The following is a 22567-nucleotide window of genomic DNA, read 5'->3' on the forward strand; positions in this document are numbered from 1 at the left end:
TTGATTCCATGGGGAGTTGGTAAAGGAGCCTGCGCATCCGGCTGCACCGGCTCCCGCTCCCGGAGTACCCTTCCTTGATCGTTGGTGGGGGAGTGGAAGGCGGTGCGTGGGTGAGCTCGGGAGGGTTCGAGCTGCCCCCTGGTGACGCGGCTCACGAGGGGGACGTGGCCGAGGTCCCGCCCGGGGCGGTCTCGCTGGCGCAGCCCCTGGAGATCGGCGCGGAACTGGACTGGGGTGCCGACGCCTGGAGCGAGGTGCGCACGCGCGCACAGCGGGCCGGGCGCGCCTATATCTGGCTGAATCTCGTCGAACAGCGGCTGCGCGCCGTGGTCGCGGCGGTGCTCCGGCCGATCTACGAACCCGTGCACGGCGAGGACTGGGTGGTGGCCGCGGCCGGGCCCGCCGGCCAGGAGTGGGTGCAGCGCGCCGTCGCCGTGCGCGAGGTCTCCCGCCGCAAGGGCTATCTGCTCGACCCGGCCGACGACAACGTCCTCAGCTTCCTCACGCTGCCCCAGCTCCGCGAGCTGATGGTCCAGCACTGGCCCTGCTTCGAGCCGTACTTCGACGACCGCCGCGATGTCGAACTGGCACTCGACGAGCTGGAGGTCGCGCGCAACGTCGTCTCCCGCAACCGCGCCCTCAACGAGGCGGTACTCGCCCAGGCGGAGCGGGCCTCGGCCCGGCTCCTGGAGATGCTGGGCAGCGGGGCGGCCGTGCCCTCCGCCGACCGGCTCCCGGTCGACGCCGTCGAGGAGCTGGTGGGCGACCGGTACGCGGACGTGGTCTCCGTCCACTCCGACCGGGTGCGCCTCCAGCGCCAGCTGCCCGCCGAGGACCTCTTCGGCGACGCGCGCCGGCTGGACGCGATCGGGATAGGGCTCAACCTGCTGGTGCAGAACTTCTCCGGACGCCGCCTCATCCGGCTCGCCGAGTCGGGCTGCCGGATCCGGCTGCTCTTCATCAACCCGGCCAGCAGCGCGGTCAAGCGCCGGGAACGGGAGCTCGGGCTCAAGAAGGGCGAGCTGAGCCGGTCCGTGGAGATGAACATCCTGCACATGCGGCGGGTGCGCTCCAAGCTCCGCGACCCGGGCGCCTTCGAGATCCACGTCTTCGACGAGACCCCGCGCTTCACGGCCTACCTGGTGGACGGCGACGGGGCCGACGCGGTCGGCGTCGTGCAGACCTATCTGCGGCGGGCGCGCGGCATGGAGGCGCCGGTGCTGGTGCTGCGCGGCGGCGGGCGTGCGGTGGTACGGGCGGGGCAGGGGTACGAGCACGGGCTGTTCGAGACCTACCGCGAGGAGTTCGAGTCCGTGTGGACGGACTCCCGGCCGGTCTCCTGACGGCGTTGTCAGTGGCCCGTGCGAGGGTGGTCGTCATCCGGGGGAGCACCACGAAGGAGGTACGGGATGAGCTGGCACCGGCACGCGCTGGTCGGCTTCGATCTGGAGACGACGGGGACTGACCCGCTGGAGGCCCGGATCGTGACGGCCGCGGTGATCGCCGTGGACGGCCGGGACGGCGAGCCGGTGGCCCGGCACAGCTGGCTGGCCGACCCGGGCATCCGCATCCCCGCCCAGGCCTCCGCGATCCACGGCATCAGCAGCGAGCGCGCGGCCGCCGAGGGCCGGCCGGCCCGTGAGGTCGCCGACGAGATCGCCGACATACTGGCCGGGTACTGGCGCCGGGGCACGCCCGTCGTGGCGTACAACGCGGCCTTCGACCTCACCCTGCTCACCGCCGAGTTGCACCGCCACGGGCTGCCCTCGCTCGCCGACCGGCTGGGCGGCGCGCCCGTCGGCCCCGTCATCGACCCGTACACCATCGACCGGGCCGTCGACCGCTACCGCAAGGGCAAGCGCAACCTGGAGGCGGTCTGCGTCGAGTACGGCGTGGTCCACGGCGGAGCCCACGACGCGACGGCGGACGCGCTGGCCGCGGTCCGCGTGGCGTACGCGATAGCCGCCCGCCACCGCGTCGTCGCCGAACTCCCGGCGGAGCAACTGCACGAACGCCAGATCGCCTGGTACGCGGAGTGGGCCGCGGACTTCCAGCAGTTCCTCCGCCGCAAGGGCACGGCGGACGCGGTGGTGGACGGCCAGTGGCCGGTGCGGGAGCCGGTGCGCACGACCGCCTGAATGCGGCTGTCACGCCCGTCCGTGTGTTGTCCTCAATCGCCGGACGGGCTTGAATTTCGGCCCGTATTCCCGCCGCGGGAGGACACGGGTGGCGGCAAAATCAAGCCCGTCCGGCGATTGAGGACAAACGCTGGACCGGCACGCCGGGGGCACCCCAGCCGACTCAGAACGGATACCACCGCACCGAAGGGTCCCCGTCCCGCAGGGACGCCACCCTGCGCCGGAACTCCGCAAGGGCCCGCCCGTTCACGGGCGCATGCTGCGCCACCCACGCACAGCTCGCCGTCTCCCGCGCCCCCCGCAGCACCCCGCAGCCGTCCCACTCGCGCACGTCCCACCCGTACGCCCCGGTGAACGCGTCATAGGCCTCGGCCGCCAGGCCGTACCGGTCACGGGACAGTGCGAGGACCACCAGATCGTGCTCGCGCAGGTCCGAGGAGAAGGTCTCCAGGTCCACCAGGACCGGCCCGTCCGGGCCGACATGGACGTTGCGCGCCAGCGCGTCGCCGTGGATCGGGCCGGGCGGCAGATGCGGGACCAGCGCCGCTGCCGCAGCCGCGAAGCCGTCGCGGCGCTCGCGCAGATACGCCGCGTCGGCCGGATCGATCGCGTCGCCCGCCAGCCGCAGCCACCGCTCGACGCCGCCCAGCAGCTCCCGGCGCGGCAGCGCGAAGCCCTCCGGCGTGGGCAGCGCGTGCACGGCGGACAGCAGCGGGGCCAGATCGCGCGGCTCGGCGGGCCGCACCGCCTCGGGCAGCCGGTGCCATACGGTCACCGGATGACCCCCGACCAGCCGGGCCCCGCCCTCGGCCGCCCGCACGGCGGGGACGCCGGAGGCGGCGAGCCACCGGGCGACGGCCACCTCGCGCTCGGCCCGTTCCAGCAGCTCGGGGTGGCGCACGGCGTCCCGGCCGACCTTGACGACGAGGTCGCCGACGGTGAACACCGCGTTCTCGCCGAGCGCGAGCAGCTCCGCCCCGCCGGAGAACCCGGCGGCGGCCAGCACCTCGCGCGCTTCCATCTCGTTCATGGTCCGATTTTCGCATCCGTGCAGGTTGCCTTGACGAACCGGCGGCCCGTCAGCACGATGACGGAGGCCACCTCAGCGGCCAGAACGGCAAGTAGCCGGTCGAACGACGCAAAGGGGGCCCAGGGCCTTTCGTTTGGATCATGCCGGGCTCGCGGGCTCTGGTGCCGCACCTCGCGGCGTTGTCGTCAATCACCAACGCTCCGCGTTACCTCAATCCTCCGCCTTGCGATGCACGGCACCAGAGCCCGCTCCCTGATCCGGCCTGACCCAAACGAAAGGCCCTACGCATGACATTGGCGAGTGCAACCGTGCGGTCCGGGCGCCATGGGCCGCCCGGCAAGCGCACCGACGGCCGGCTGGACCGGGGTGCCGGCACCTGGTTCCTGGTGCTGCCGGCTCTCATCCCGATCCTGATCCTGAGCGTCGGCCCGCTGCTCTACGGCATCGCGCTGGCCTTCACCGACGCCCAGTCCGGCCGCACGCGCTCCACCCAGTGGGCCGGCACTCTGAACTTCCAGGACCTGCTGCATGACGGGCTGTTCTGGGAGTCGTTCCGGATCGGTCTGGTGTGGGCGGTGGGCGTCACCGTCCCGCAGTTCGTGCTCGCCCTCGGCCTGGCGCTGCTGCTCAACGAGAACCTGCGGATGCGCTGGCTGGCCCGCGCCCTGGCGATCATCCCGTGGGCGATGCCCGAGGTCGTCGTCGGCATCATGTGGCGGCTGGTCTACAGCCCGGACGCCGGCATCCTCAACGAGACCATCCGCGACCTGGGGCTCGGGGACGGCCGGGACTGGCTGACCGGGCTCGCCACCGCGCTGCCCGCGGTGATCGTCGTCGGCGTCTGGTCCGGGATGCCGCAGACCACGGTCGCCCTGCTGGCCGGGCTGCAGAACACCCCGCACGAACTCCACGAGGCCGCCGCGCTGGACGGGGCGGGCGCCTGGCGCCGGTTCAGGACGGTGACCTGGCCCGCCATCAGACCGGTCGCCCTGTCCATCACCGCGCTCAACTTCATCTGGAACTTCAACTCCTTCGCCCTGGTCTACGTCCTGACCAACGGCGGCCCCGGCGGGCGGACCCGGCTGCCGATGCTGTTCGCGTACGAGGAGGCTTTCCGCTACGGGCAGTTCGGCTACGCCGCCGCGATGGGCTGTGTGATGGTCGCGGTGATCTCCGTGATCCTCGCCGTGTATCTCGCCGGCCGGCTCAGGGGAGGCGACGACCGATGAGCATGCGTACCAAACGGTCCGTGCGCGCCGGGCAGTACGTGGCGCTGCTGTGCTACCTGGTCTTCCTCGCGTTCCCGTTCCTGTGGCTGATCTCCACCGCCTTCAAGCCCGCGCCCGAGCTGGGCTCCCTGCACCCGACCTGGATCCCGCAGCACCCGACGCTGGACAACTTCCGGCAGGCGTTCGACGAGCAGCCGCTGCTGCGGGCCACCGCCAACTCGCTGATCGCCGCGCTCTCGGCCGGGCTGATCGCTGTCCTGATCGCCACCCCGATGGCCTATGTGATGGCCCGCCACCGGACCCGGCTCGCCACGGCCGCCACCGGCTGGGTGGTGGTCAGCCAGGCGTTCCCCTTCGTCCTGCTGATCATTCCGCTCTTCCTGGTCCTGAAGAACCTGCACCTGATCAACACCCTCTGGGGCCTGATCATGGTCTACGTGGTGTGGGCCCTGCCCTTCGCGCTGTGGATGCTCGTCGGATACGTACGGGCCGTGCCGCGCGAGCTGGAGGACGCGGCGGCGGTCGACGGGGCCGGGCGGCTGCGGACGCTGGTCTCGGTCACCGCCCCGCTGCTGGCCCCCGGGATCGTCGCCACGGCGCTCTTCGCGTTCATCACCGCGTGGAACGAGTTCTTCTTCGCCCTCGTCCTCCTCAAGACCCCGGAGAAGCAGACCTTGCCCGTCGTACTGACGCACTTCCTCGGCGCGGAGGGCGCCAGCGACCTCGGGCCGCTCGCCGCCGCCGCGTTCCTCGCCACCCTTCCCTCGCTCGTCCTGTTCGCCGTGATCCAGCGGCGGATCACCGGCGGCATGCTGGCCGGGGCGGTGAAGAACTGATGCGCGCGCTGGTACGTACGGCGGCTGCGGCGGCCACCGCGCTGGCCCTGCTGCTCACCGGCTGCGGCGGGGGCGATGACGGCGACACGGACGGGAGGATCACGCTCCGCTTCCAGTCGCTGGCCTGGCAGAAGGAGTCCGTCGACATCAACAAGCAGCTGGTGAAGGAGTGGAACGCGGCCCACCCCGACATCCGCGTCGAGTACGTCCAGGGCAGCTGGGACAGCGTGCACGACCAGCTCCTCACCTCCTTCGAGGGCGGTGAGGCGCCGGACGTCATCCACGACGCGTCCGACGACCTCGCCGACTTCGCGTACGGCGGCTACCTCGCCGACCTGCGCCCGCTCCTGCCGAAGGGGCTCACCGACGCCATCCCCGGCAACATCTGGGAGACGGCCACCTTCGACGGCGGGGTCTACGGAGTGCCGTTCCTCCAGGAGCCCCGGGTCCTGATCGCCAACACCAAGATCCTGAAGGCATCCGGCGTCCGCATCCCGACCCCCGGGAAGCCGTGGAGCTGGCCGGAGTTCCGGAAGGTGACGAAGGAGCTGACAGGGGAGGGCCGGTACGGGGTCGCCTGGCCGCTCAAGGAGCCCGTCTCCGTCACCCTCAACCTCGGCCTCTCGGCGGGCGGCGAGCTGTTCCACCGGGGCGCCGACGGCAAGGTGACCGTCGCGATGGGGGAGGGCGACCAGGTGGTCCCGGGCACCATCCACGACCAGGTCAACACCGACCACAGCGCCGCCCGCACCGCTCTCGGCATGGGCGGCGGCGACACCCTGCCCGGCCTCTTCGGCGGCAAGTACGCGATGGTGCCGCTCGGGTTCTCGTACCGCCAGCAGGTCGTCGAGCAGGCGCCGAAGGGGTTCGAGTGGACGGTGCTCCCCGCCCCGGCCGGCCGGGACGGGTCGGCCCAGGGGGTGAGCCCGCAGACCCTGTCCGTCGCGGAGGAAAGCCCGCACAAGAAGGAGGCCGTCCGCTTCATCGACTTCCTGCTCAAGCCCGCCAACATGGTCCGCCTGGCGAAGGGGGACTGGATGCTGCCCACCGGCACCGAGGCGCTGGCCGACCCCTCGCTGCACACCGCGGACCTGGGCTGGGCGACGGGCGCCGCGCTCGCCGGGTCGCTGCGGTCCGCCCCGGCGCAGTCGGTGCGCGGCTACCCCGAGTGGAAGGACAAGGTGGCGACCCCCGCGCTCCAGGAGTACTACAGCGGGGCGATCGACGCGGCCGAGCTGAAGAAGCGTCTGGTGACCGACGGCAACCGGGTCCTGGCCCGCTACCAGCGCTGAACGGCGTGTGCCCTCCTCCCGGCGGTCCGGGAGGAGGGCACACGTACGGCGGGGGTCAGACGCCGACCCGCTCCGGCTCCTCGCCGCCGCGCGCCGGTGCGGGCAGGGCCGGCTCGTCGTCGTACGACTCGTCGTGCGTCATGTCGGGCAGCCAGCCCAGCCACTTCGGGAAGTACCAGTTGCGCTCGCCCAGCAGGGCCATGACGGCCGGCAGCAGCACCCCGCGGATGATCGTCGCGTCGATCAGCACGGCCGCCGCGAGGCCGACGCCCATCTGCTTCATGGACTGCATCGACAGCGTGCCGAAGATCGCGAACACGGCGACCATGATCACGGCCGCGCTGGTCACCACACCGGCCGTGGTGACCACCCCGTGGGCGATGGCGTCCCGGGTCGTACGGCCCTGGAGGCGGGCCTCACGGATACGGGAGACCACGAACACGTGGTAGTCCATCGAGAGCCCGAAGAGGATCACGAAGAGGAACAGCGGCAGCCAGGAGATGATCGCGCCGACGCCCTCCGCGCCCACCAGCGAGGCGCCCCAGCCGTGCTGGAAGACCGCGGTCAGGATGCCGTAGGCGGCGCCCACCGAGAGCAGGTTGAGGACGATCGAGGTGACCGCGACCGTCAGCGACCGGAAGCAGAGCAGCATCAGCAGGAAGGCGAAGACGACCACGAAGGCGAAGACCGGTACGACCGAGCCCACGATCTGGTCGTTGAAGTCCTTCGAACCGGCGACCTGCCCGGTGATCGGCGCCTCGACCCCCGCGACCTTGCCGAACGTCGCCGGACGCACGGTGTCGCGCAGCAGGTCCAGGCTCTTCTCGGCCTTCTCCTGGTCCGAACCGCCGACCAGCGGTACGTCGATGACCGCGACGTTCTCCGCGTCGTGCGTCACGATGTCGACCGGGCCCTTCGAAGCGCCCGAGGAGACGGCCTGCCGGCGGAACTCCTCCAACGCCCGGCGCACCGGCGCGGCACCGATGTCGTCGGCCTTCACCACGACCTGCGCCGGGTCGGCGCCCCCGGGGAACGCCTCGTTCAGCCGGTCGTAGGTCCGCACGATCGGCAGCGAGTCGCCGAACTCCTGGTCCAGGGTGAGGTTCTGGGTGTGCATGCCGAGCGCGGGCAGCGCGATCGCGGCGAGCGCGCCGGCGGCGACCACGAGCGCGGTCCACGGGCGGCGCAGCACGGCGGTGAGCACCGCGCGCCAGATCCGGCTCTCGCCGTCGGCGCCGCCCCGCTCCGAGCGCTTCCGGCGGTTCAGGAACGGCACCCGGCCCTTCTCGACCCGCTCACCGAGCAGCGAGAGGAGCGCGGGCAGCACGGTGACCGAGCCGACCATGGCGACCGCGACGACCATCAGCGAGGCCAGGCCCATCGCCTCGAACTCGGCGATGCCGGTGAAGAGCATGCCCGCCATCGCCACGCAGACCGTCACACCGGAGACGACGATGGCGCGTCCGCTGGTCGCGGCGGCGATCATCAGCGCGGTCCGGGGGTCCCGGCCCTTGGCCCGCTCCTCGCGCTCGCGGCGCAGGTAGAACAGGCAGTAGTCGACGCCGACGGCCAGACCGACCAGCAGCATCACGGAGTTGGCGGTGTCGCTCATCGGCTGGAGGTGGCTCACCACGCCCATCAGGCCCATGGTCGCGATGATCGCGGTGAGCGCGAGGGCGACCGGGAGGAGTGCGGCGACCAGCGCGCCGAAGGCGATGAGCAGGATGCCGAGCGCGACCGGCACGGCGGAGAACTCGGCCCGCTGGAAGTCGCTGCCGAACGCGTCGTCGAACGTCTTGCCCATGCTGGCGCCGCCGATCTCCTCGATGAGCAGCTCCTTGTGCGCGCCGTCCACCTCGGCGACGGCGTCCAGCACGGGCGCGACGCGCTCGCTCGCCGTCTCCGGGTCGCCCCGCATCTCGAACTGCACCAGCGCGCTGTGCCCGTCGGCCGAGATGGACTCGGTGGTGTACGGCGAGGTGACGGCGGTGACCTCACCGGTGGCCTGCACGGCCCCGATCACGTCCTTGACCGCCGCGCGGAACTCCGGCGAACCGGCCACGGCCCCGTCCTCGCCCTCCGAATGGATGAGCACGGTCTCGCCGGCCGGGTCCTTGAGCCCCGCGTCCTCGATGATCTGCACGGCCCGGCCCACCTCGCCGGACATCTGGTCGCTCTCCTTGACGTCGACCCGGCCCGCCGCGGAGCCGAGGCCCATCGCCAGGACGACGAACAGCACCCAGACCGCCACCGCCGCCCAGCGGTGCCGGGCGCTCCAGCCGCCCGCCCGGGCCGCGATGCCCCGTACCCGCGGCTCCCGCGTCCGCGCCGCATCCACTCTCCCCATGACGGGCTTGCCCCCTTGTGCCCGGCACCGGCCCACCGCCGCCGCCTCCCGCATTCGAAAGTAGGCGCGGCGTAAAGCCATCTCGTCATGCTGTCTGCCGAGGCGGGAGCCGGGGGTCTCCGACCTGGGGACGGTGCTTGCCCCCCAGAAGGAGGAACGAAGCCCCTTACACGTAAAGGTGGTTGGCGCATCGGGGAGCAGGTGCGGGCGTCTTGTGACGAAAGATTGACGACTGCGTCAGAGGTGCATGAAGGCCTTGAACTGCGCGCGTCAATCGGTCAGGGTTTCGAGCCAACCCCCGGAGATCTTCCGGCCGGGGGCCAATCCCCCCACAAAGAATGACGAGGAGACCCCTCTTCATGGCCATTCACAAGCGCGCACACCGGTTCAAGCTGACCGCTTCCATCACCGCGGTGGCGGCTGCCGCCGGCGTGACCCTGATGGGCAGCCCGTTCGCGGGAGCGACGCCCGCCCCCGCGACGGGCAAGATCTACGGCGCCGACGCGGCGACCGCGGTCTCGGGCAGCTACATCGTGATGCTGGACCAGAAGGCGGACAAGGCGGAGCTCGCCAAGGAGTACGGCGGCAAGCTGAAGCGCAACTACAGCTCCGCCATCAACGGCTTCTCCGCCAGCGGCCTCTCGGAGACCGAGGCCAAGCGGCTCGCCGCCGACCCGGCCGTCTCCAAGGTCGTCCAGAACAAGAAGTTCCACATCGACGCCACCCAGGACAACCCGCCGTCCTGGGGCCTGGACCGCATCGACCAGACGGGGACCGCGGGCGACAACGCGTACACCTACCCGGACAGCGCCGGCGAGGGCGTCACCGCGTACGTCATCGACACCGGTGTCCGCACCACCCACGAGGAGTTCGGCGGCAGGGCCAGTTCCGGCTTCGACGCCGTGGACAACGACGACAGCGCCGACGACGGCAACGGCCACGGCACCCACGTGGCCGGCACCATAGCCGGGTCGACGTACGGCGTCGCCAAGAAGGCCAAGGTCGTCGCCGTCCGCGTCCTGGACGACTCCGGCTCCGGCACCACCGAGCAGGTCGTCGCCGGCATCGACTGGGTCACCGAGAACCACCAGGGCCCGTCCGTCGCCAACATGAGCCTCGGCGGCGGGGCGGACGAGGCGCTCGACGCGGCCGTCCAGAAGGCCATCGCCTCCGGCGTCACCTTCGCGGTCGCCGCCGGCAACGAGTCGAGCGACGCCGGCGAGGGCTCGCCCTCCCGCGTCCCCGAGGCCATCACGGTCGCCTCGTCCACCGTGGACGACGAGCAGTCGTCGTTCTCCAACTACGGCTCGGTCGTGGACATCTACGCCCCGGGCTCCGACATCACCTCGTCCTGGAACGACAGCGACACCGGCTCCAACACCATCTCCGGTACGTCGATGGCGACCCCGCACGTCGTCGGCGCCGCCGCCGTCTACCTGGCCGGACACCCGGACGCCACCCCGGCCGAGGTCGCCACGGCCCTGACCGACGGCGCCACCCCGGACGCCATCGGCAACGCCACCGCGGGCACCGCGAACAAGCTGCTGAAGATCGTCGAGTAACAGCGCCACCCACCGGCGGCCACCGCGCTCTCCCCCACGGGGCGCGGCGGCCGCACGGTGCGTGTCTGCCGTCCTGGGGCCTGTAGTGAACGCCGCTCCTTCTCCCGCGCCACAACTCAATACAGGCCCTAGGCTTGCCCCATGACGACCGATACGGGCGGGAGACGGGGATGACCGGGCCGGCGCCGGGCGTGGCCGCGGCCATCGAGGGGGAGCTCCGGCTCATGGACCCCCTGGTCCGGGCCTCCGCCGGCCTCCTCGACCAGGTGCTGCACCCCGACTACCAGGAGGTGGACAGCACCGGCCGCCACTGGGACCGGTCCATGATCATCGACCTGCTCGTCTCGGGCCTGGCCCCTTGGCCGGGACGGCTCACCGCCTCCGGGATGAGCGGCGTCCACCTCGCCGACGAGCTCGTCCACCTCACCTTCGACACCGAGGTCAACGGCAGGCGCGCCCACCACAGTTCGCTCTGGCGCCGCACCGCGGTGGGCTGGCTGCTCTACTACCACCAGGCCACGCCGTTCGAGGCCGCGCCCGCCGAGCCCGCGCCCGGGTACTGAGCCCCCGGCGTCAGCCCCGGGGCGCCCGCCGGGCCCGGGCCGCCCACCGGCCGTCCGTCCGGCTGATCCGCACCGGGTGCCCGAAGCACTCGCTGACCCGGTCCGTGGTCAGCACCTCGTCCGCCCCGCCCGAGGCCAGGCACCGCCCACCGCGCAGCAGCATCGCGTGCGTGGTCGACGCGGGCAGCTCCTCCAGATGATGGGTGACCAGCACGGTCGCCAGCTCCGGGTGCTCCTCGCGCAACGCGTCCAGGCTGTCCAGCAGCTGCTCCCGGGCGGCCAGGTCGAGGCCGGTCGCCGGCTCGTCGAGCAGCAGCAGCCGGGGCTCCGGCATCAGGGCGCGGGCGATCAGCGTCCGGCCGCGCTCGCCCTGCGACAGCGCCGGCCAGCGCGAGCCCGTCTTGCCGCCCATGCCCAGCATCTTCAGCAGCCGCTCCGCCCGCTCCCGCTGCCCCGGACCCGGCGACCAGCGCGGCACCGGCTCGACCGAATTCGTCAGACCGGTCAGCACCACCTCGCTCACCGTCAGCGGGGAACGCAGCGGATGGCGCGGATTGACATGGCCGAGGAGCGTCCGCAGCTCCCGCAGATCCACCCGCCCCAGCGTGCGGCCCAGCACCTCGACCGAACCACGGGTGGGATGCGTGACCGCCCCGAGCAGCCCGAGCAGCGTGCTCTTGCCCGCCCCGTTGGCCCCGAGCAGCGCCCAGTGCTCCCCGCCGCGCACGGTGAGCGAGACCGAGTCGAGCAGGACGTTCCCGTCGCGTACGAGGCAGACCCCGTCGGCCCGGATGACCGGGACCGGGGCCGTGACGGCGGCGGGGGACAGGGGTGCGGTGGTGGTCACGTGCGGCTGCTCCTTCGTACGGGCGCGAGCGGCTTCCTGCGCACCGGAAAGCCTATCCGTGCCCCGTACACGCTCCTCGTCCGGCACCTGTCGCCTTTCTTCAATACCGGCCGCACGCCCGTGCCTACGTTGGGGTGCATGAAGACCGAGCACGCCCACATGACCGAATGCGCCGCCGAGGCCGCCCGTGTGGCCCGGGGCGTCAGCGCCCGACAGCTGGAGGCGACCGCCACCCCCTGCGCGGACTGGGACGTCCGCACCCTCATCAACCACTGGGTGCTCTACACCTCGCACGGCATGGAGCACCGCGCCCTGCGCACGGAGCTCCCCGAGGCGCTCGTCGCCCGCGACTTCACCACCGACGCCGACTGGGCCGAGCGGTACGCGGCCCAGCTCGACCGGGCCGTCGCCGCCTGGTCCGACCCGTCCGCCTGGGAGGGCACCATCGGGGAGGGCGAGTCCGCGTCCCCCGCCGCCGGCACCGCCGCGATGCTCGTCGAGGAGATCGCGCTGCACGGCTGGGACGTGGCCCGCGCCACCGGCCAGGAGTTCCGGGTCTCCGACGGTGCCGCCGCCTACGTCCTGGACAACGTCGAGAAGACCGCCGCGCTCTACCGCCAGTACGAGGGGTTCACCGACGAGGTGGCCGTCCCCGGCGCCACCGGATTCACCCGCGCGCTTGCCCTGAGCGGACGCGACCCGCAGTGGAGCGCGTCCTGAGAATGGCCCAGGCCACGGGGCGCCGAATGGCCCGGGGGAGTGCGCCACCGGCTGGCTAGGCTCGTCCCATGACCACACACCGAGCCCCGGAACAGGGCAGGCCCGTCGTCGACTTCTACTTCGACCCGGCCTGCCCGTTCGCCTGGATCACCTCACGCTGGATGCTGGAGGTGGAGCAGCACCGCGACATCGAGCTCCGCTTCCACGTCATGAGCCTCTACCTCCACAACATCGGCAACGAACTCCCCGACTGGTACCGGGACCTCGTCGACCGGTCGATCGGCCCCGTCCGGGTGGCGGCGGCGGCCGCCGAGGAGCGCGGCGAAGAGGTCCTGCGCGACCTGTACACGGCCCTCGGCAGCCGGATCCACCAGCAGAAGAACGAGGACTTCGACGAGGTGGCCGCCCAGTCCCTCGCGGAGCTGGACCTGCCCGCCCACCTCGCGGAGGCCGCGCACACCGAGGCGTACGACGAGGCCGTGCGGCGCAGCCACGAGGCGGGCCAGGACCCGGAGGCGGGCGGCTACGTCGGTACGCCCACGATCCACGTCGACGGGACCGTGTGGTTCGGGCCGGTGCTACGGGCGATCCCGCGCGGCGAGGAGGCGGCCCGGCTGTTCGACAGCTTCCGGGTGCTCGCCGGCCACGCCGACTTCTTCGAGCTCAAGCGCACCCGCACGGGCGGCATCGACGTCGGCTGAGCGGATCCGGGCGCGCCGCTCGCCTCAGGCGCTGACCGCGACCGGCAGTGACGCGGTCGCGTTCGCCTCGTCGTACCGGTCCAGCAGCAGCCGGGCCAGCTCCGGGGCCGGGCCCAGCACCCCGGCCAGCACCTCCGCGCCGGCCTCGGCCGCCCCCGCCGCGATGCGGTCCGGGAGGCGGCCGGGCGCGATCACGTACGGGGCGACCGCCACGCGGCGCACGCCCTCGGCGCGCAGGGCCCGAACCGCGTCCTCGGTGCGGGGAAGGGATGCGGAGGCGAACGCAGGCCGCACGGAACACCAACCGGTGTGCCGCAGCTCCCGCGCGATTTCAGCGATCACTGCGATCGCCTCCGGGTCTGATGAGCCCGCCGAGGCCAGGACGAGCCCGGTCGAGCTTCGGTCGCCGGGGCGGACCCCGGCCTCGTACAGCCGCCGTTCCAGCGCGGCGTTCAGCAGCGGCGACGGGCCGAGCACCTCGGCCTGCCGCACCCGCAGCCGGGGCAGCGCCGCGCGCGCCTCGCGCAGCACCGCCGGGATGTCCGACTTCGCGTGGAACGCCCGGGTGAGCAGCAGCGGCAGCGCCACCACCTCGGGCGCGCCCTCGGCGGCCAGCCGTTCCAGGACCCGCGGCACCGAGGGCGCGTTGAAGTCCAGGAAGGCCGTCTCCACCCGGAGCCCCGGCCGCAGCGCCCCCGCCCGCGCGGTCAGCGCGTGCACGGTCGCGGCGTGCCGGGGGTCACGGCTGCCGTGGGCGATGACGAGGAGGACCGGAGAGGACATGGGCGCTCAGTTCCTGACGAGGAGACCGCGGCTGCGCAGCACCCACCGCTCCAGCGGACTGAAGATGAGCAGGTCGATGGCGATGCCGACGAACAGGATCAGGATGATGGCGAGGAAGATCCCCGGCATGTCCGCGTTGTTGCGCCCGTTCTCCAGCAGCTGGCCGAGCCCGAGACCGAGGTCCGGGGACGAGGCGATGATCTCGGCGGCCATCAGGGAACGCCAGGAGAACGCCCAGCCCTGCTTGAGGCCCGCCAGATAGCCCGGCAGGGCGGCCGGCATCACGATCAGCCAGGTCCCGCGCAGCCCCGTCGCGCCCAGCGTGCGACCGGCCCGCAGGAAGAGCGGGGGCACCTGGTCGACGCCCGAGACGAGGCCGTTGGCGATCGAGGGCACCGCGCCGAGCAGGATGACCGCGAACATCATCGAGTCGTTCAGCCCGAGCCAGATCACCGCCGGCGCCACCCAGGCCACCGAGGGCAGGGACTGCAGCCCGGACAGGACCGGGCCGATCGCGGCCCGGACGAACTTCACCCGGGCCACGAGCAGACCCAGCGGCGTACCGATCGCCACGGACAGCAGGAAGCCGAGCAGACCGCGCGAGATGCTGGTCCACACCACCTCCAGCAGCGTCCCCTGAAGCCACATGTCGTGGGCGCTGTCCCAGACGGCGGACGGCGAGGGCAGCTTGTAGTCCTCGGTGACCTCGCCCCAGACGAGCAGCTGCCAGACGACCACGACCAGGGCCACCGCGACCAGCGGGGGCAGGACCTTGCGCAGCAGGACCTCGCGCACCGGGGTGCGCTGCACGTGCACCGCGTCCAGGGCGTCCAGACCGGCTTCGAGGCCGGCCAGATCGTCCGGCTTCCCGCCGGACCCCGCCTCGTCCGACTTGATGTCAGTGCTGGCCATGACGGCGGATCTCCCCACGCAGTTGTTCGGTGATCTCGACGGACAGTTCCGCGACGGCGGTGTCCTCGATACGGCGCGGCTGCTCGATGTCGACCGTCCACTCGCGGGCGACACGGCCGGGGCGGGACGAGAGCAGCACCACGCGTTCGGCGAGGCGCACGGCCTCGCGGACGTTGTGCGTGACGAACAGGACCGAGACGTTGGTCTCGCGCCAGATCCGGGTCAGCTCGTCGTGCAGCACATCACGGGTGATGGCGTCGAGCGCCGCGAACGGCTCGTCCATCAGCAGCAGTTGGCTGTCCTGGGCGAGCGCGCGGGCCATCGCCACGCGCTGCCGCATACCGCCGGACAGCTCGTGCACCCGCTTGCCGTACGCCCCGCCCAGGCGCACCAGCTCCAGCAGGCGCTCCGCCTCCGCGCGGCGCTGCGACTTCGGCATCCCGCGCAGGCGCAGGGCCAGTTCGATGTTCTTGCCCGCGGTCAGCCACGGGAACAGGGCGTGCTCCTGGAACATCAGCGCCGGCCGGCCGCCGGGGGTCTCGATGGTCCCCCCGGTCGGCCGGTCCAGGCCGGCCACCAGGTTGAGCAGCGTCGACTTGCCGCACCCGGAGGCTCCCAGGAGGGTGACGAACTCGCCCGGGGCGACATCGAGACTGATGTCGTCCAGGACCAGCTGCGTTCCCGCGGGCCCGGCGAAGGACTTCGAGACATGCGCGATACGAGCGGCGTGCCCGACCGAGACACGGTCCTCGGCCTTGGTGAGGGTGTTCGCCATGGTCGTCACCTCCTGGGAGTCTTCGGGCGGCTGGTTACTTGACGCCGAGGCCGGCGTCGTCGGCCTCGGGCTTGCCCGCGGCCTTGAGGATCTTGTTCAGCGGCTTCAGGTCGTAGATGCCCTTGAGGTCGGGCTTCTCCAGCAGACCGGCCTTGACCGCGTGCTGGGCCTGCGCGTCGAGCGTGGCGGCCAGCGGGTCGTCGGTGATCCGGATCGACTTCCAGGCGGGGTCGACGACCTCGGCCGGCAGCTCCTTGCCGGTGAGCTTCTTCAGCGCGGCGTTGGCGGAGGCCTTCGCCTTGTCCGGGTTGGCGTTGATCCAGGCGTTGGTCCTCACCGAGCCGCGCAGCACCGCGTCGACGACGTCCGGGTGTTCCGTGAGGAACTTCTGCGACACGATGATGTTGGTGATCACGAACTTGTCGTCCGGCCACAGCGTCGACTCGTCCAGCAGTTCCTCCGCGCCCTCGGCGACCAGCTTGGAGGCAGTCGGCTCGGGGACCCAGGCGCCGTCGATGGAACCGGACCTGTAGGCGTCCGGGGTCACCTTGTTGTCCGTACGGACGACGGAGACGTCGCCCTTGCCGCTCTGGGCGTCGACCTTCCAGCCCTTCTCGGAGATCCAGTTGAGGAACGCCACGTCCTGGGTGTTGCCGAGCTGCGGGGTCGCGATCTTCTTGCCCTTGAGGTCGTCCAGGGTCTTGATCTTCTTCGGGTTCACGACGAGCTTCACACCGCCGGACGCGGAGCCGCCGATGATCCGCAGGTTCTTGCCCTCGGACTTGGTGTAGCCGTTGATGGACGGCGAGGGACCGATGAAGCCGATGTCGATCGAGTTGGCGTTCAGCGCCTCGATCTCGGACGGGCCGGCGTTGAAGGTGGCGGTCTTGAGCTGGGTGCCGCCCAACTCCTTCTGGAAGAGACCCTCCTGGTCGCCCACGAGCGCGGTGGCGTGCGTGAGGTTCGGGAAGTACCCGATGCGCACGGTGTCGGCGGAGAGCTTCTCGCCGTGTGCGGCGTTCGCCTTGTCGTCGTCCGTGGCCTGGGAGCCGTAGCCGCAGGCGGTCAGTACCACGGCCAGCAGGGGCAGGGCGGCGACGGCGGCGGCGCTGCGGCGCAGCGTGGTACGGGGGGCAGGCACGGGAGGTCTTCCTCTCGGAGGCCCGGTGCTCACGCCCCTCGTGCGTACGGGGGCGCGGCCGGGAAGTCGGCAGGTCTTCGTCGGAACAGGCGGTGCGTGCGGTGCTGTCGGGCGCGCAGGCAGTGCGCGTACGTCATCGCGCACATCGCCCGACACCGCCCTGCCCACTGCCGAGGGCGCCGCTGCCGACGCGGCCGCCCTCCTTGGCGAAGGTCGAGAAGAAGTCGGTGCTCATCAGAAGTCCCACTCCGCGTCGTCGTCCGCGGCCGGCGGCTCCTCGGCGGCGAACGAGGCGCCCGCCATGCCCGCCGACAGCGTGGTGCCGTCCGCCGGGTCGATCAGCAGGAAGGAGCCGGTGCGGCGCGAGTCGGCGTAGGCGTCGAGCGCGAGCGGCTCGGCGGTCCGGACCACGACCCGGCCGATGTCGTTGGCGACCAGCCTGCCCGGGGCCGGGTGCTGCGAGAGGTCGTCCAGCGTCAGCCGCGAGGGGATGTCCTTGACGACCGCCTTGACCGTACGCGTGGTGTGCTTGAGCAGCACCCGCCGGCCCACGGTCAGCGGCTCGTCCGCCACGTGGCAGACGGTCGCCTCGACGTCCTGGGTGACGGCCGGGGCGTCGCCCACCGGGGCGATGAGGTCGCCGCGCGAGACGTCGATGTCGTCCGTGAGCCGCAGGGTCACCGACTGCGGCGCCCAGGCGATGTCCACGGGGACCCCGAGCAGGTCGATGCCCGCGATCGTGGAGGTACGGCCCGAGGGCAGCACGGTCACGGACTCGCCGACCCGGAACGCCCCGGCGGCGATCTGGCCCGCGTAGCCCCGGTAGTCGGGGTGCTCCGCGGTCTGCGGCCGGATCACGTACTGGACGGGGAAGCGGGCGTGGCAGCCGGTCAGGTCGTGGCTGACCGGGACCGTCTCCAGGTGCTCCAGGACGGTCGGACCGCCGTACCAGTCCATGTTGGCGGACGGCTCCACGACGTTGTCGCCGGCCAGCGCGGAGATCGGGATCGCGGTGATCTCGGGGACCCCGAGGGAGGCCGCGTACGCGGTGAACTCCTCGGCTATCGCGGCGAACACCGGCTCCGCGTAGTCCACCAGGTCCATCTTGTTGACGGCCAGCACCACGTGCGGGACGCGCAGCAGCGCGGCGACCGCGGCGTGCCGGCGGGTCTGCTCGACGACCCCGTTGCGGGCGTCGACCAGCACCACGGCCAGCTCGGCGGTGGAGGCGCCGGTGACCATGTTGCGGGTGTACTGCACATGGCCCGGGGTGTCGGCGAGGATGAACCGCCGCCGGGGCGTGGCGAAGTAGCGGTAGGCGACGTCGATGGTGATGCCCTGCTCGCGCTCGGCGCGCAGTCCGTCGGTCAGCAGCGCCAGGTCCGGCGTCTCCTGGCCGCGGTTGCGCGAGGCGTGCTCGACGGCCTCCAGCTGGTCGGTGAGGACCGACTTGGAGTCGTGCAGCAGGCGTCCCACGAGGGTGGACTTGCCGTCGTCGACCGACCCCGCGGTGGCGAACCGCAGCAGGGTGGTGGCCGCGAGCAGCTCGGCCGACTGGGTGGACGTGGTCATGGTTAGAAGTACCCCTCGCGCTTGCGGTCTTCCATCGCGGCCTCGGACATCTTGTCGTCGGCGCGGGTGGCGCCCCGTTCGGTGAGCCGGGAGGCGGCGATCTCGGTGATCACCGCGTCCAGCGTGGTGGCGTCGGAGTCGACGGCGCCGGTGCAGGACATGTCACCGACCGTGCGGTAGCGCACCTGGCGGGTCTCGGTCTTCTCGTGCTCCTTGGGCCCGCCCCAGTCGCCCGCGGTCAGCCACATGCCGGAGCGGTCGAAGACCTCGCGCTCGTGGGCGAAGTAGATCGACGGGAGCTCGATGCCCTCGCGCTGGATGTACTGCCAGACGTCGAGCTCGGTCCAGTTGGAGATCGGGAAGACCCGGACGTGCTCGCCGGGGGCGTGCCGGCCGTTGTACAGCTGCCACAGCTCGGGGCGCTGCCGGCGCGGGTCCCACTGGGAGAACTCGTCGCGCAGCGAGAAGACCCGCTCCTTGGCGCGCGCCTTCTCCTCGTCGCGCCGGCCGCCGCCGAACACCGCGTCGAAGCGGTGCTGCTGGATGGCCTCGGTCAGCGGCACGGTCTGCAGCGGGTTGCGGGTGCCGTCCGGGCGCTCGCGGAGCTTGCCGGCGTCGATGTACTCCTGCACGGAGGCGACGTGCAGCCGCAGCCCGTGCTCGGCGACCGCGCGGTCGCGGTACGCCAGCACCTCGGGGAAGTTGTGGCCGGTGTCCACGTGCAGCAGGGAGAACGGCACCGGCGCGGGCGCGAACGCCTTGAGCGCCAGGTGCAGCATCAGGATCGAGTCCTTGCCGCCCGAGAACAGGATCACCGGCCGCTCGAACTCGCCCGCCACCTCCCGGAAGATGTGCACCGCCTCGGACTCCAGCGAGTCCAGGTGGCTCAGCGCGTACGGATTGTCGGTGCCCTCTTGCACAGTCGCGACGGTCGTCACGCCGCACCCCTCTCGCTCAGCAGCGCGTACAGCTCCGCCGCGGACTCCTGCACGGTCTGGCGGTGCGACTCGATGCGCAGATCGGGCGACTCGGGGGCCTCGTAGGGGTCGTCCACCCCGGTGAGCCCGCTGATCTCGCCCGCCGCCTGCTTGGCGTAAAGACCCTTCACGTCGCGCTCCGAGCACACCTCGACCGGAGTGGCGACGTGCACCTCCAGATACGCGGTGCCCTCGGCCTGGTGGCGCTTGCGGACGGCGTCCCGGCTGTCCGCGTACGGGGCGATGACCGGGACCAGCACCTTGACGCCGTTGGCCGCCAGCAGTTCGGCGACGAAGCCGATCCGCTGCACGTTGGTGTGCCGGTCCTCGCGGGTGAAGCCGAGGCCCGCGGAGAGGAACTCGCGGATCTCGTCGCCGTCGAGCACCTCCACCCGGTGGCCCTCGCCGCGCAGCCGCCCGGCGAGCTCGTAGGCGATGGTGGTCTTGCCGGCGCTCGGCAGACCGGTCAGCCAGACGGTGGCTCCCGTCTCCGTCACGCTCATCGAAGTCTCCTGATCAGTCGTCATCAGCCGTGCAGCCCGCACTCGGTCTTGCCGCGCCCGGCCCAGCGGCCGGCCCGGGCGTCCTCGCCCTCCAGCACCCGGCGGGTGCAGGGCGCGCAGCCCACGGAGGCGTAGCCGTCCATCAGCAGCGGGTTGGTGAGCACCCCGTGCTCGGCGACGTAGGCGTCGACGTCGTCCTGGGTCCACCGGGCGATCGGCGAGACCTTCACCTTCCGGCGCTTCTCGTCCCAGCCGACGACCGGGGTGTTCGCCCGGGTCGGGGACTCGTCGCGGCGCAGCCCGGTCGCCCAGGCGGCGTAGGCGGTCAGGCCCTCCTCCAGCGGCTTGACCTTGCGCAGCTTGCAGCAGAGGTCCGGGTCGCGGTCGTGCAGCTTCGGCCCGTACTCGGCGTCCTGCTCGGCCACCGTTTGGCGCGGGGTCAGCGTGATGACGTTGACGTCCATCACCGCGTCCACCGCGTCCCGGGTCCCGATGGTCTCCTCGAAGTGGTAGCCGGTGTCGAGGAACACCACGTCCACGCCGGGCATCGCCCGGGAGGCGAGGTGGGCGACGACCGCGTCCTCCATCGAGGAGGTGACGCAGAACCGGGGCCCGAAGGTCTCGGCCGCCCACTTCAGGATGTCGAGCGCGGAGGCGTCCTCCAGCTCGCGTCCGGCCCGCTCGGCGAGCTCCCTCAGCTCCTCACCGGTGAGCGTGTCGATGTTCTGAGTGACCGTCATATTCCGTCCCCTCCCGCGTCGTTGGCCTTCAGTCCCCGGCTCAGCAGGCCCAGGAACTTCAGCTGGAACGCGCGATTGCAGGAAGCGCATTCCCACGCCCCGTGCCCGGCCTCGTGCGGGCGCAGGTCCTCGTCGCCGCAGTAGGGGCAGTGGAACGGTGCGGCGCGCTCGCTCATGACAGCGACTCCGCGCTGGCGCGGGCGGCCCAGGTCGCGAAGCGCTCGTCGGCCTCGCGCTCCTCCAGGTAGCGGCTGATGACCCGCTCGACGTAGTCCGGCAGCTCCTCCGAGGTGACCTTCAGACCGCGCACCTTGCGGCCGAACCCGGCGTCCAGCCCGAGCGCGCCCCCGAGGTGGACCTGGAAGCCCTCGACCTGGTTCCCGGCGGCGTCGACCATGAGCTGGCCCTTGAGGCCGATGTCCGCGGTCTGGATGCGGGCGCAGGCGTTGGGGCAGCCGTTGAGGTTGATGGTCAGCGGCTCGTCGAAGTCGGGCAGCCGGCGCTCCAGCTCCTCGATCAGCGAGGCGCCCCGGTCCTTGGTGTCGACGATGGCCAGCTTGCAGAACTCGATGCCCGTGCAGGCCATCGTGGACCGGCGGAACGTCGAGGGCTTCACCTGGAGCCCCAGCGCCTCAAGACCGGCGGAGAGCGACTCGACCCGGTCCTGCTCCACGTCGAGGATGATCAGCTTCTGCTCCACGGTGGTGCGCACCCGGTGCGAGCCGTGGGCCTCCGCCAGTTCGGCGATCTTGGTCAGCGTGGTGCCGTCCAGCCGGCCGACGCGCGGGGCGAAGCCCACGTAGAACCGGCCGTCCTGCTGCGGGTGGACGCCCACGTGGTCGCGCCAGCGCGAGGACGGTTCGGCGGGGGCGGGGCCGTCCAGCAGCGGACGCCTGAGGAACTCGTCCTCCAGCACCTGGCGGAACTTGGCGACGCCCCAGTCCGCGACCAGGAACTTCAGCCGGGCGCGGTTGCGCAGCCGCCGGTAGCCGTAGTCCCGGAACAGGCCGGTGACGGCCGCCCAGACATCGGGGACCTCGTCCAACGGCACCCAGGCGCCGAGGCGTTCGGCGAGCCGGGGGTTGGTGGAGAGCCCGCCGCCGACCCAGAGGTCGAACCCGGGGCCGTGCTCGGGGTGTTCGACGCCGACGAAGGCGATGTCGTTGATCTCGTGGACGACGTCCTGCACCGGCGAGCCGGAGATCGCGGTCTTGAACTTGCGGGGCAGGTTGGAGAAGTCCTTGTTGCCGATGTAGAGGTCGTGGATCTTCTCCAGCGCCGGGGAGCCGTCGATGATCTCGTCGGCGGCGATCCCCGCCACCGGCGAACCGATCATCGTACGCGGGCAGTCGCCGCACGCCTCGGTGGTGGAGAGCCCGACCGCCTCCAGCTTCTGCCAGATGGCCGGCACGTCCTCGATGCGCACCCAGTGCATCTGCACGTTCTGCCGGTCCGTGATGTCGGCCGAGCCGCGCGCGTACTCCTGCGACACCTCGCCGATGGCACGGAGCTGAGCGGTCGTCAGCCGGCCGCCGTCGATGCGCGTGCGCATCATGAAGTACTTGTCCTCGAGCTCCTCCGGCTCCAGCGCGCCGGTCCGGCCGCCGTCGATCCCGGGCTTGCGCTGCGTGTACAGACCCCACCAGCGGAACCGGCCGCGCAGGTCGGACGGGTCGATCGAGTCGAAGCCACGCTTGGAGTAGATCGTCTCAATGCGTGTCCGCACGTTGAGACTGTCGTCATCCTTCTTGAGCTGCTCGTTCGCGTTGAGGGGTGTGTGGTGTCCCATGGCCCACTGGCCCTCACCACGATGGCGCCCGGCCTTGCGGCGGGGCGTCGCGGTAGCGGTGTTCTCCGGGCTCGCGGCCATGGCAAATACGTCCTTCGGGACTGCAGGAG

At 71.7% G+C, this 22567-nt stretch carries 22 protein-coding genes; 9 read left to right on the forward strand and 13 right to left on the reverse strand.

Annotated elements, in window-relative coordinates:
* Positions 1 to 110: 110 nt before the first annotated feature.
* Entirely contained in the window at positions 111 to 1343 is a 1233-nt protein-coding gene (locus tag OG242_RS26515; protein ID WP_405900526.1) for an SAV2148 family HEPN domain-containing protein, read from the forward strand.
* Positions 1344 to 1409: 66 nt separating this feature from the next.
* Positions 1410 to 2138: a 3'-5' exonuclease gene (locus tag OG242_RS26520; protein ID WP_405900527.1), complete on the forward strand. Its 729-nt coding sequence runs from the start codon at positions 1410 to 1412 to the stop codon at positions 2136 to 2138.
* Between the two features lie 163 nt (positions 2139 to 2301).
* Here the strand turns inward: OG242_RS26520 and OG242_RS26525 are convergent, their stop codons facing one another.
* Entirely contained in the window at positions 2302 to 3168 is an 867-nt protein-coding gene (locus OG242_RS26525) for a phosphotransferase enzyme family protein (RefSeq protein WP_405900528.1), read from the reverse strand.
* A gap of 287 nt (positions 3169 to 3455) precedes the next feature.
* On the opposite strand from OG242_RS26525, the gene OG242_RS26530 reads away from it, so the two are divergent.
* Genes OG242_RS26530 through OG242_RS26540 form a run of 3 tightly spaced genes read left to right on the forward strand, consistent with a single transcriptional unit; the run spans position 3456 to position 6525 of the window.
* Complete coding sequence (locus tag OG242_RS26530; protein WP_405900529.1) at positions 3456 to 4397, forward strand: carbohydrate ABC transporter permease; 942 nt, start codon at positions 3456 to 3458, stop codon at positions 4395 to 4397.
* A complete protein-coding gene (locus OG242_RS26535) occupies positions 4394 to 5233 on the forward strand; it encodes a carbohydrate ABC transporter permease (RefSeq protein ID WP_405900530.1) in 840 nt (279 codons plus the stop codon). The genes OG242_RS26530 and OG242_RS26535 overlap by 4 nt, the downstream gene beginning before the upstream one ends.
* On the forward strand, positions 5233 to 6525 hold the full coding sequence (locus tag OG242_RS26540) for an ABC transporter substrate-binding protein (protein ID WP_405900531.1): 1293 nt from the start codon (positions 5233 to 5235) through the stop codon (positions 6523 to 6525). The genes OG242_RS26535 and OG242_RS26540 overlap by 1 nt, the downstream gene beginning before the upstream one ends.
* A 55-nt stretch (positions 6526 to 6580) precedes the next feature.
* Here OG242_RS26540 and OG242_RS26545 read toward each other — a convergent pair whose 3' ends face one another.
* On the reverse strand, positions 6581 to 8872 hold the full coding sequence (locus OG242_RS26545; protein WP_405900532.1) for an MMPL family transporter: 2292 nt from the start codon (positions 8870 to 8872) through the stop codon (positions 6581 to 6583).
* Positions 8873 to 9231: 359 nt separating this feature from the next.
* Between OG242_RS26545 and OG242_RS26550 the strand changes: the two genes are divergently transcribed.
* Together OG242_RS26550 and OG242_RS26555 are read left to right on the forward strand one after the other, a co-directional pair.
* Positions 9232 to 10434, forward strand: coding sequence for a S8 family peptidase (locus tag OG242_RS26550; RefSeq protein ID WP_405900533.1), 1203 nt, complete (start codon positions 9232 to 9234; stop codon positions 10432 to 10434).
* A 170-nt stretch (positions 10435 to 10604) separates the two neighbouring features.
* Complete coding sequence (locus OG242_RS26555) at positions 10605 to 10997, forward strand: DUF4440 domain-containing protein (RefSeq protein WP_405900534.1); 393 nt, start codon at positions 10605 to 10607, stop codon at positions 10995 to 10997.
* Between the two features lie 10 nt (positions 10998 to 11007).
* On the opposite strand, the gene OG242_RS26560 is transcribed toward OG242_RS26555, so the two are convergent.
* Complete coding sequence (locus OG242_RS26560; RefSeq protein WP_405900535.1) at positions 11008 to 11844, reverse strand: ABC transporter ATP-binding protein; 837 nt, start codon at positions 11842 to 11844, stop codon at positions 11008 to 11010.
* A 138-nt stretch (positions 11845 to 11982) separates the two neighbouring features.
* On the opposite strand from OG242_RS26560, the gene OG242_RS26565 reads away from it, so the two are divergent.
* Entirely contained in the window at positions 11983 to 12564 is a 582-nt protein-coding gene (locus OG242_RS26565) for a TIGR03086 family metal-binding protein (protein ID WP_405900536.1), read from the forward strand.
* A gap of 68 nt (positions 12565 to 12632) precedes the next feature.
* The gene (locus OG242_RS26570; RefSeq protein WP_405900537.1) at positions 12633 to 13265 is read left to right on the forward strand and encodes a DsbA family protein; all 633 of its coding nucleotides are present in this window, start codon (positions 12633 to 12635) and stop codon (positions 13263 to 13265) included.
* Between the two features lie 24 nt (positions 13266 to 13289).
* On the opposite strand, the gene OG242_RS26575 is transcribed toward OG242_RS26570, so the two are convergent.
* From OG242_RS26575 to OG242_RS26620, 10 genes are all read right to left on the reverse strand, one after another.
* On the reverse strand, positions 13290 to 14048 hold the full coding sequence (locus OG242_RS26575; protein WP_405900538.1) for a sirohydrochlorin chelatase: 759 nt from the start codon (positions 14046 to 14048) through the stop codon (positions 13290 to 13292).
* A 6-nt stretch (positions 14049 to 14054) separates the two neighbouring features.
* The gene (locus OG242_RS26580; RefSeq protein WP_405900539.1) at positions 14055 to 14960 is read right to left on the reverse strand and encodes an ABC transporter permease; all 906 of its coding nucleotides are present in this window, start codon (positions 14958 to 14960) and stop codon (positions 14055 to 14057) included.
* Positions 14947 to 15735, reverse strand: a complete 789-nt coding sequence (locus OG242_RS26585) for an ABC transporter ATP-binding protein (RefSeq protein ID WP_405900540.1) — start codon at positions 15733 to 15735, stop codon at positions 14947 to 14949. Before OG242_RS26585 ends, OG242_RS26580 begins: the two co-directional genes overlap by 14 nt.
* Before the next feature lie 34 nt (positions 15736 to 15769).
* Positions 15770 to 16876, reverse strand: a complete 1107-nt coding sequence (locus OG242_RS26590; protein WP_405900541.1) for an aliphatic sulfonate ABC transporter substrate-binding protein — start codon at positions 16874 to 16876, stop codon at positions 15770 to 15772.
* 234 nt (positions 16877 to 17110) lie between these two features.
* A complete protein-coding gene (locus tag OG242_RS26595; protein ID WP_405900542.1) occupies positions 17111 to 18448 on the reverse strand; it encodes a sulfate adenylyltransferase subunit 1 in 1338 nt (445 codons plus the stop codon).
* A gap of 2 nt (positions 18449 to 18450) precedes the next feature.
* Positions 18451 to 19386: a sulfate adenylyltransferase subunit CysD gene (gene cysD, locus OG242_RS26600; RefSeq protein WP_405900543.1), complete on the reverse strand. Its 936-nt coding sequence runs from the start codon at positions 19384 to 19386 to the stop codon at positions 18451 to 18453.
* Positions 19383 to 19928, reverse strand: a complete 546-nt coding sequence (cysC, locus tag OG242_RS26605) for an adenylyl-sulfate kinase (RefSeq protein ID WP_405900544.1) — start codon at positions 19926 to 19928, stop codon at positions 19383 to 19385. Before cysC ends, cysD begins: the two co-directional genes overlap by 4 nt.
* Positions 19929 to 19951: 23 nt before the next feature.
* Positions 19952 to 20668 (reverse strand): phosphoadenylyl-sulfate reductase, encoded by a 717-nt coding sequence (locus OG242_RS26610; protein WP_405900545.1) that lies wholly within the window; start codon positions 20666 to 20668, stop codon positions 19952 to 19954.
* A complete protein-coding gene (locus OG242_RS26615) occupies positions 20665 to 20844 on the reverse strand; it encodes a hypothetical protein (protein ID WP_405900546.1) in 180 nt (59 codons plus the stop codon). Before OG242_RS26615 ends, OG242_RS26610 begins: the two co-directional genes overlap by 4 nt.
* Positions 20841 to 22538, reverse strand: coding sequence for a nitrite/sulfite reductase (locus OG242_RS26620; RefSeq protein ID WP_405900547.1), 1698 nt, complete (start codon positions 22536 to 22538; stop codon positions 20841 to 20843). The genes OG242_RS26615 and OG242_RS26620 overlap by 4 nt, the downstream gene beginning before the upstream one ends.
* Between the last annotated feature and the right edge of the window lie 29 nt (positions 22539 to 22567).

The organism is Streptomyces sp. NBC_00727, assembly GCF_045161745.1.
GTDB lineage: Bacteria > Actinomycetota > Actinomycetes > Streptomycetales > Streptomycetaceae > Streptomyces.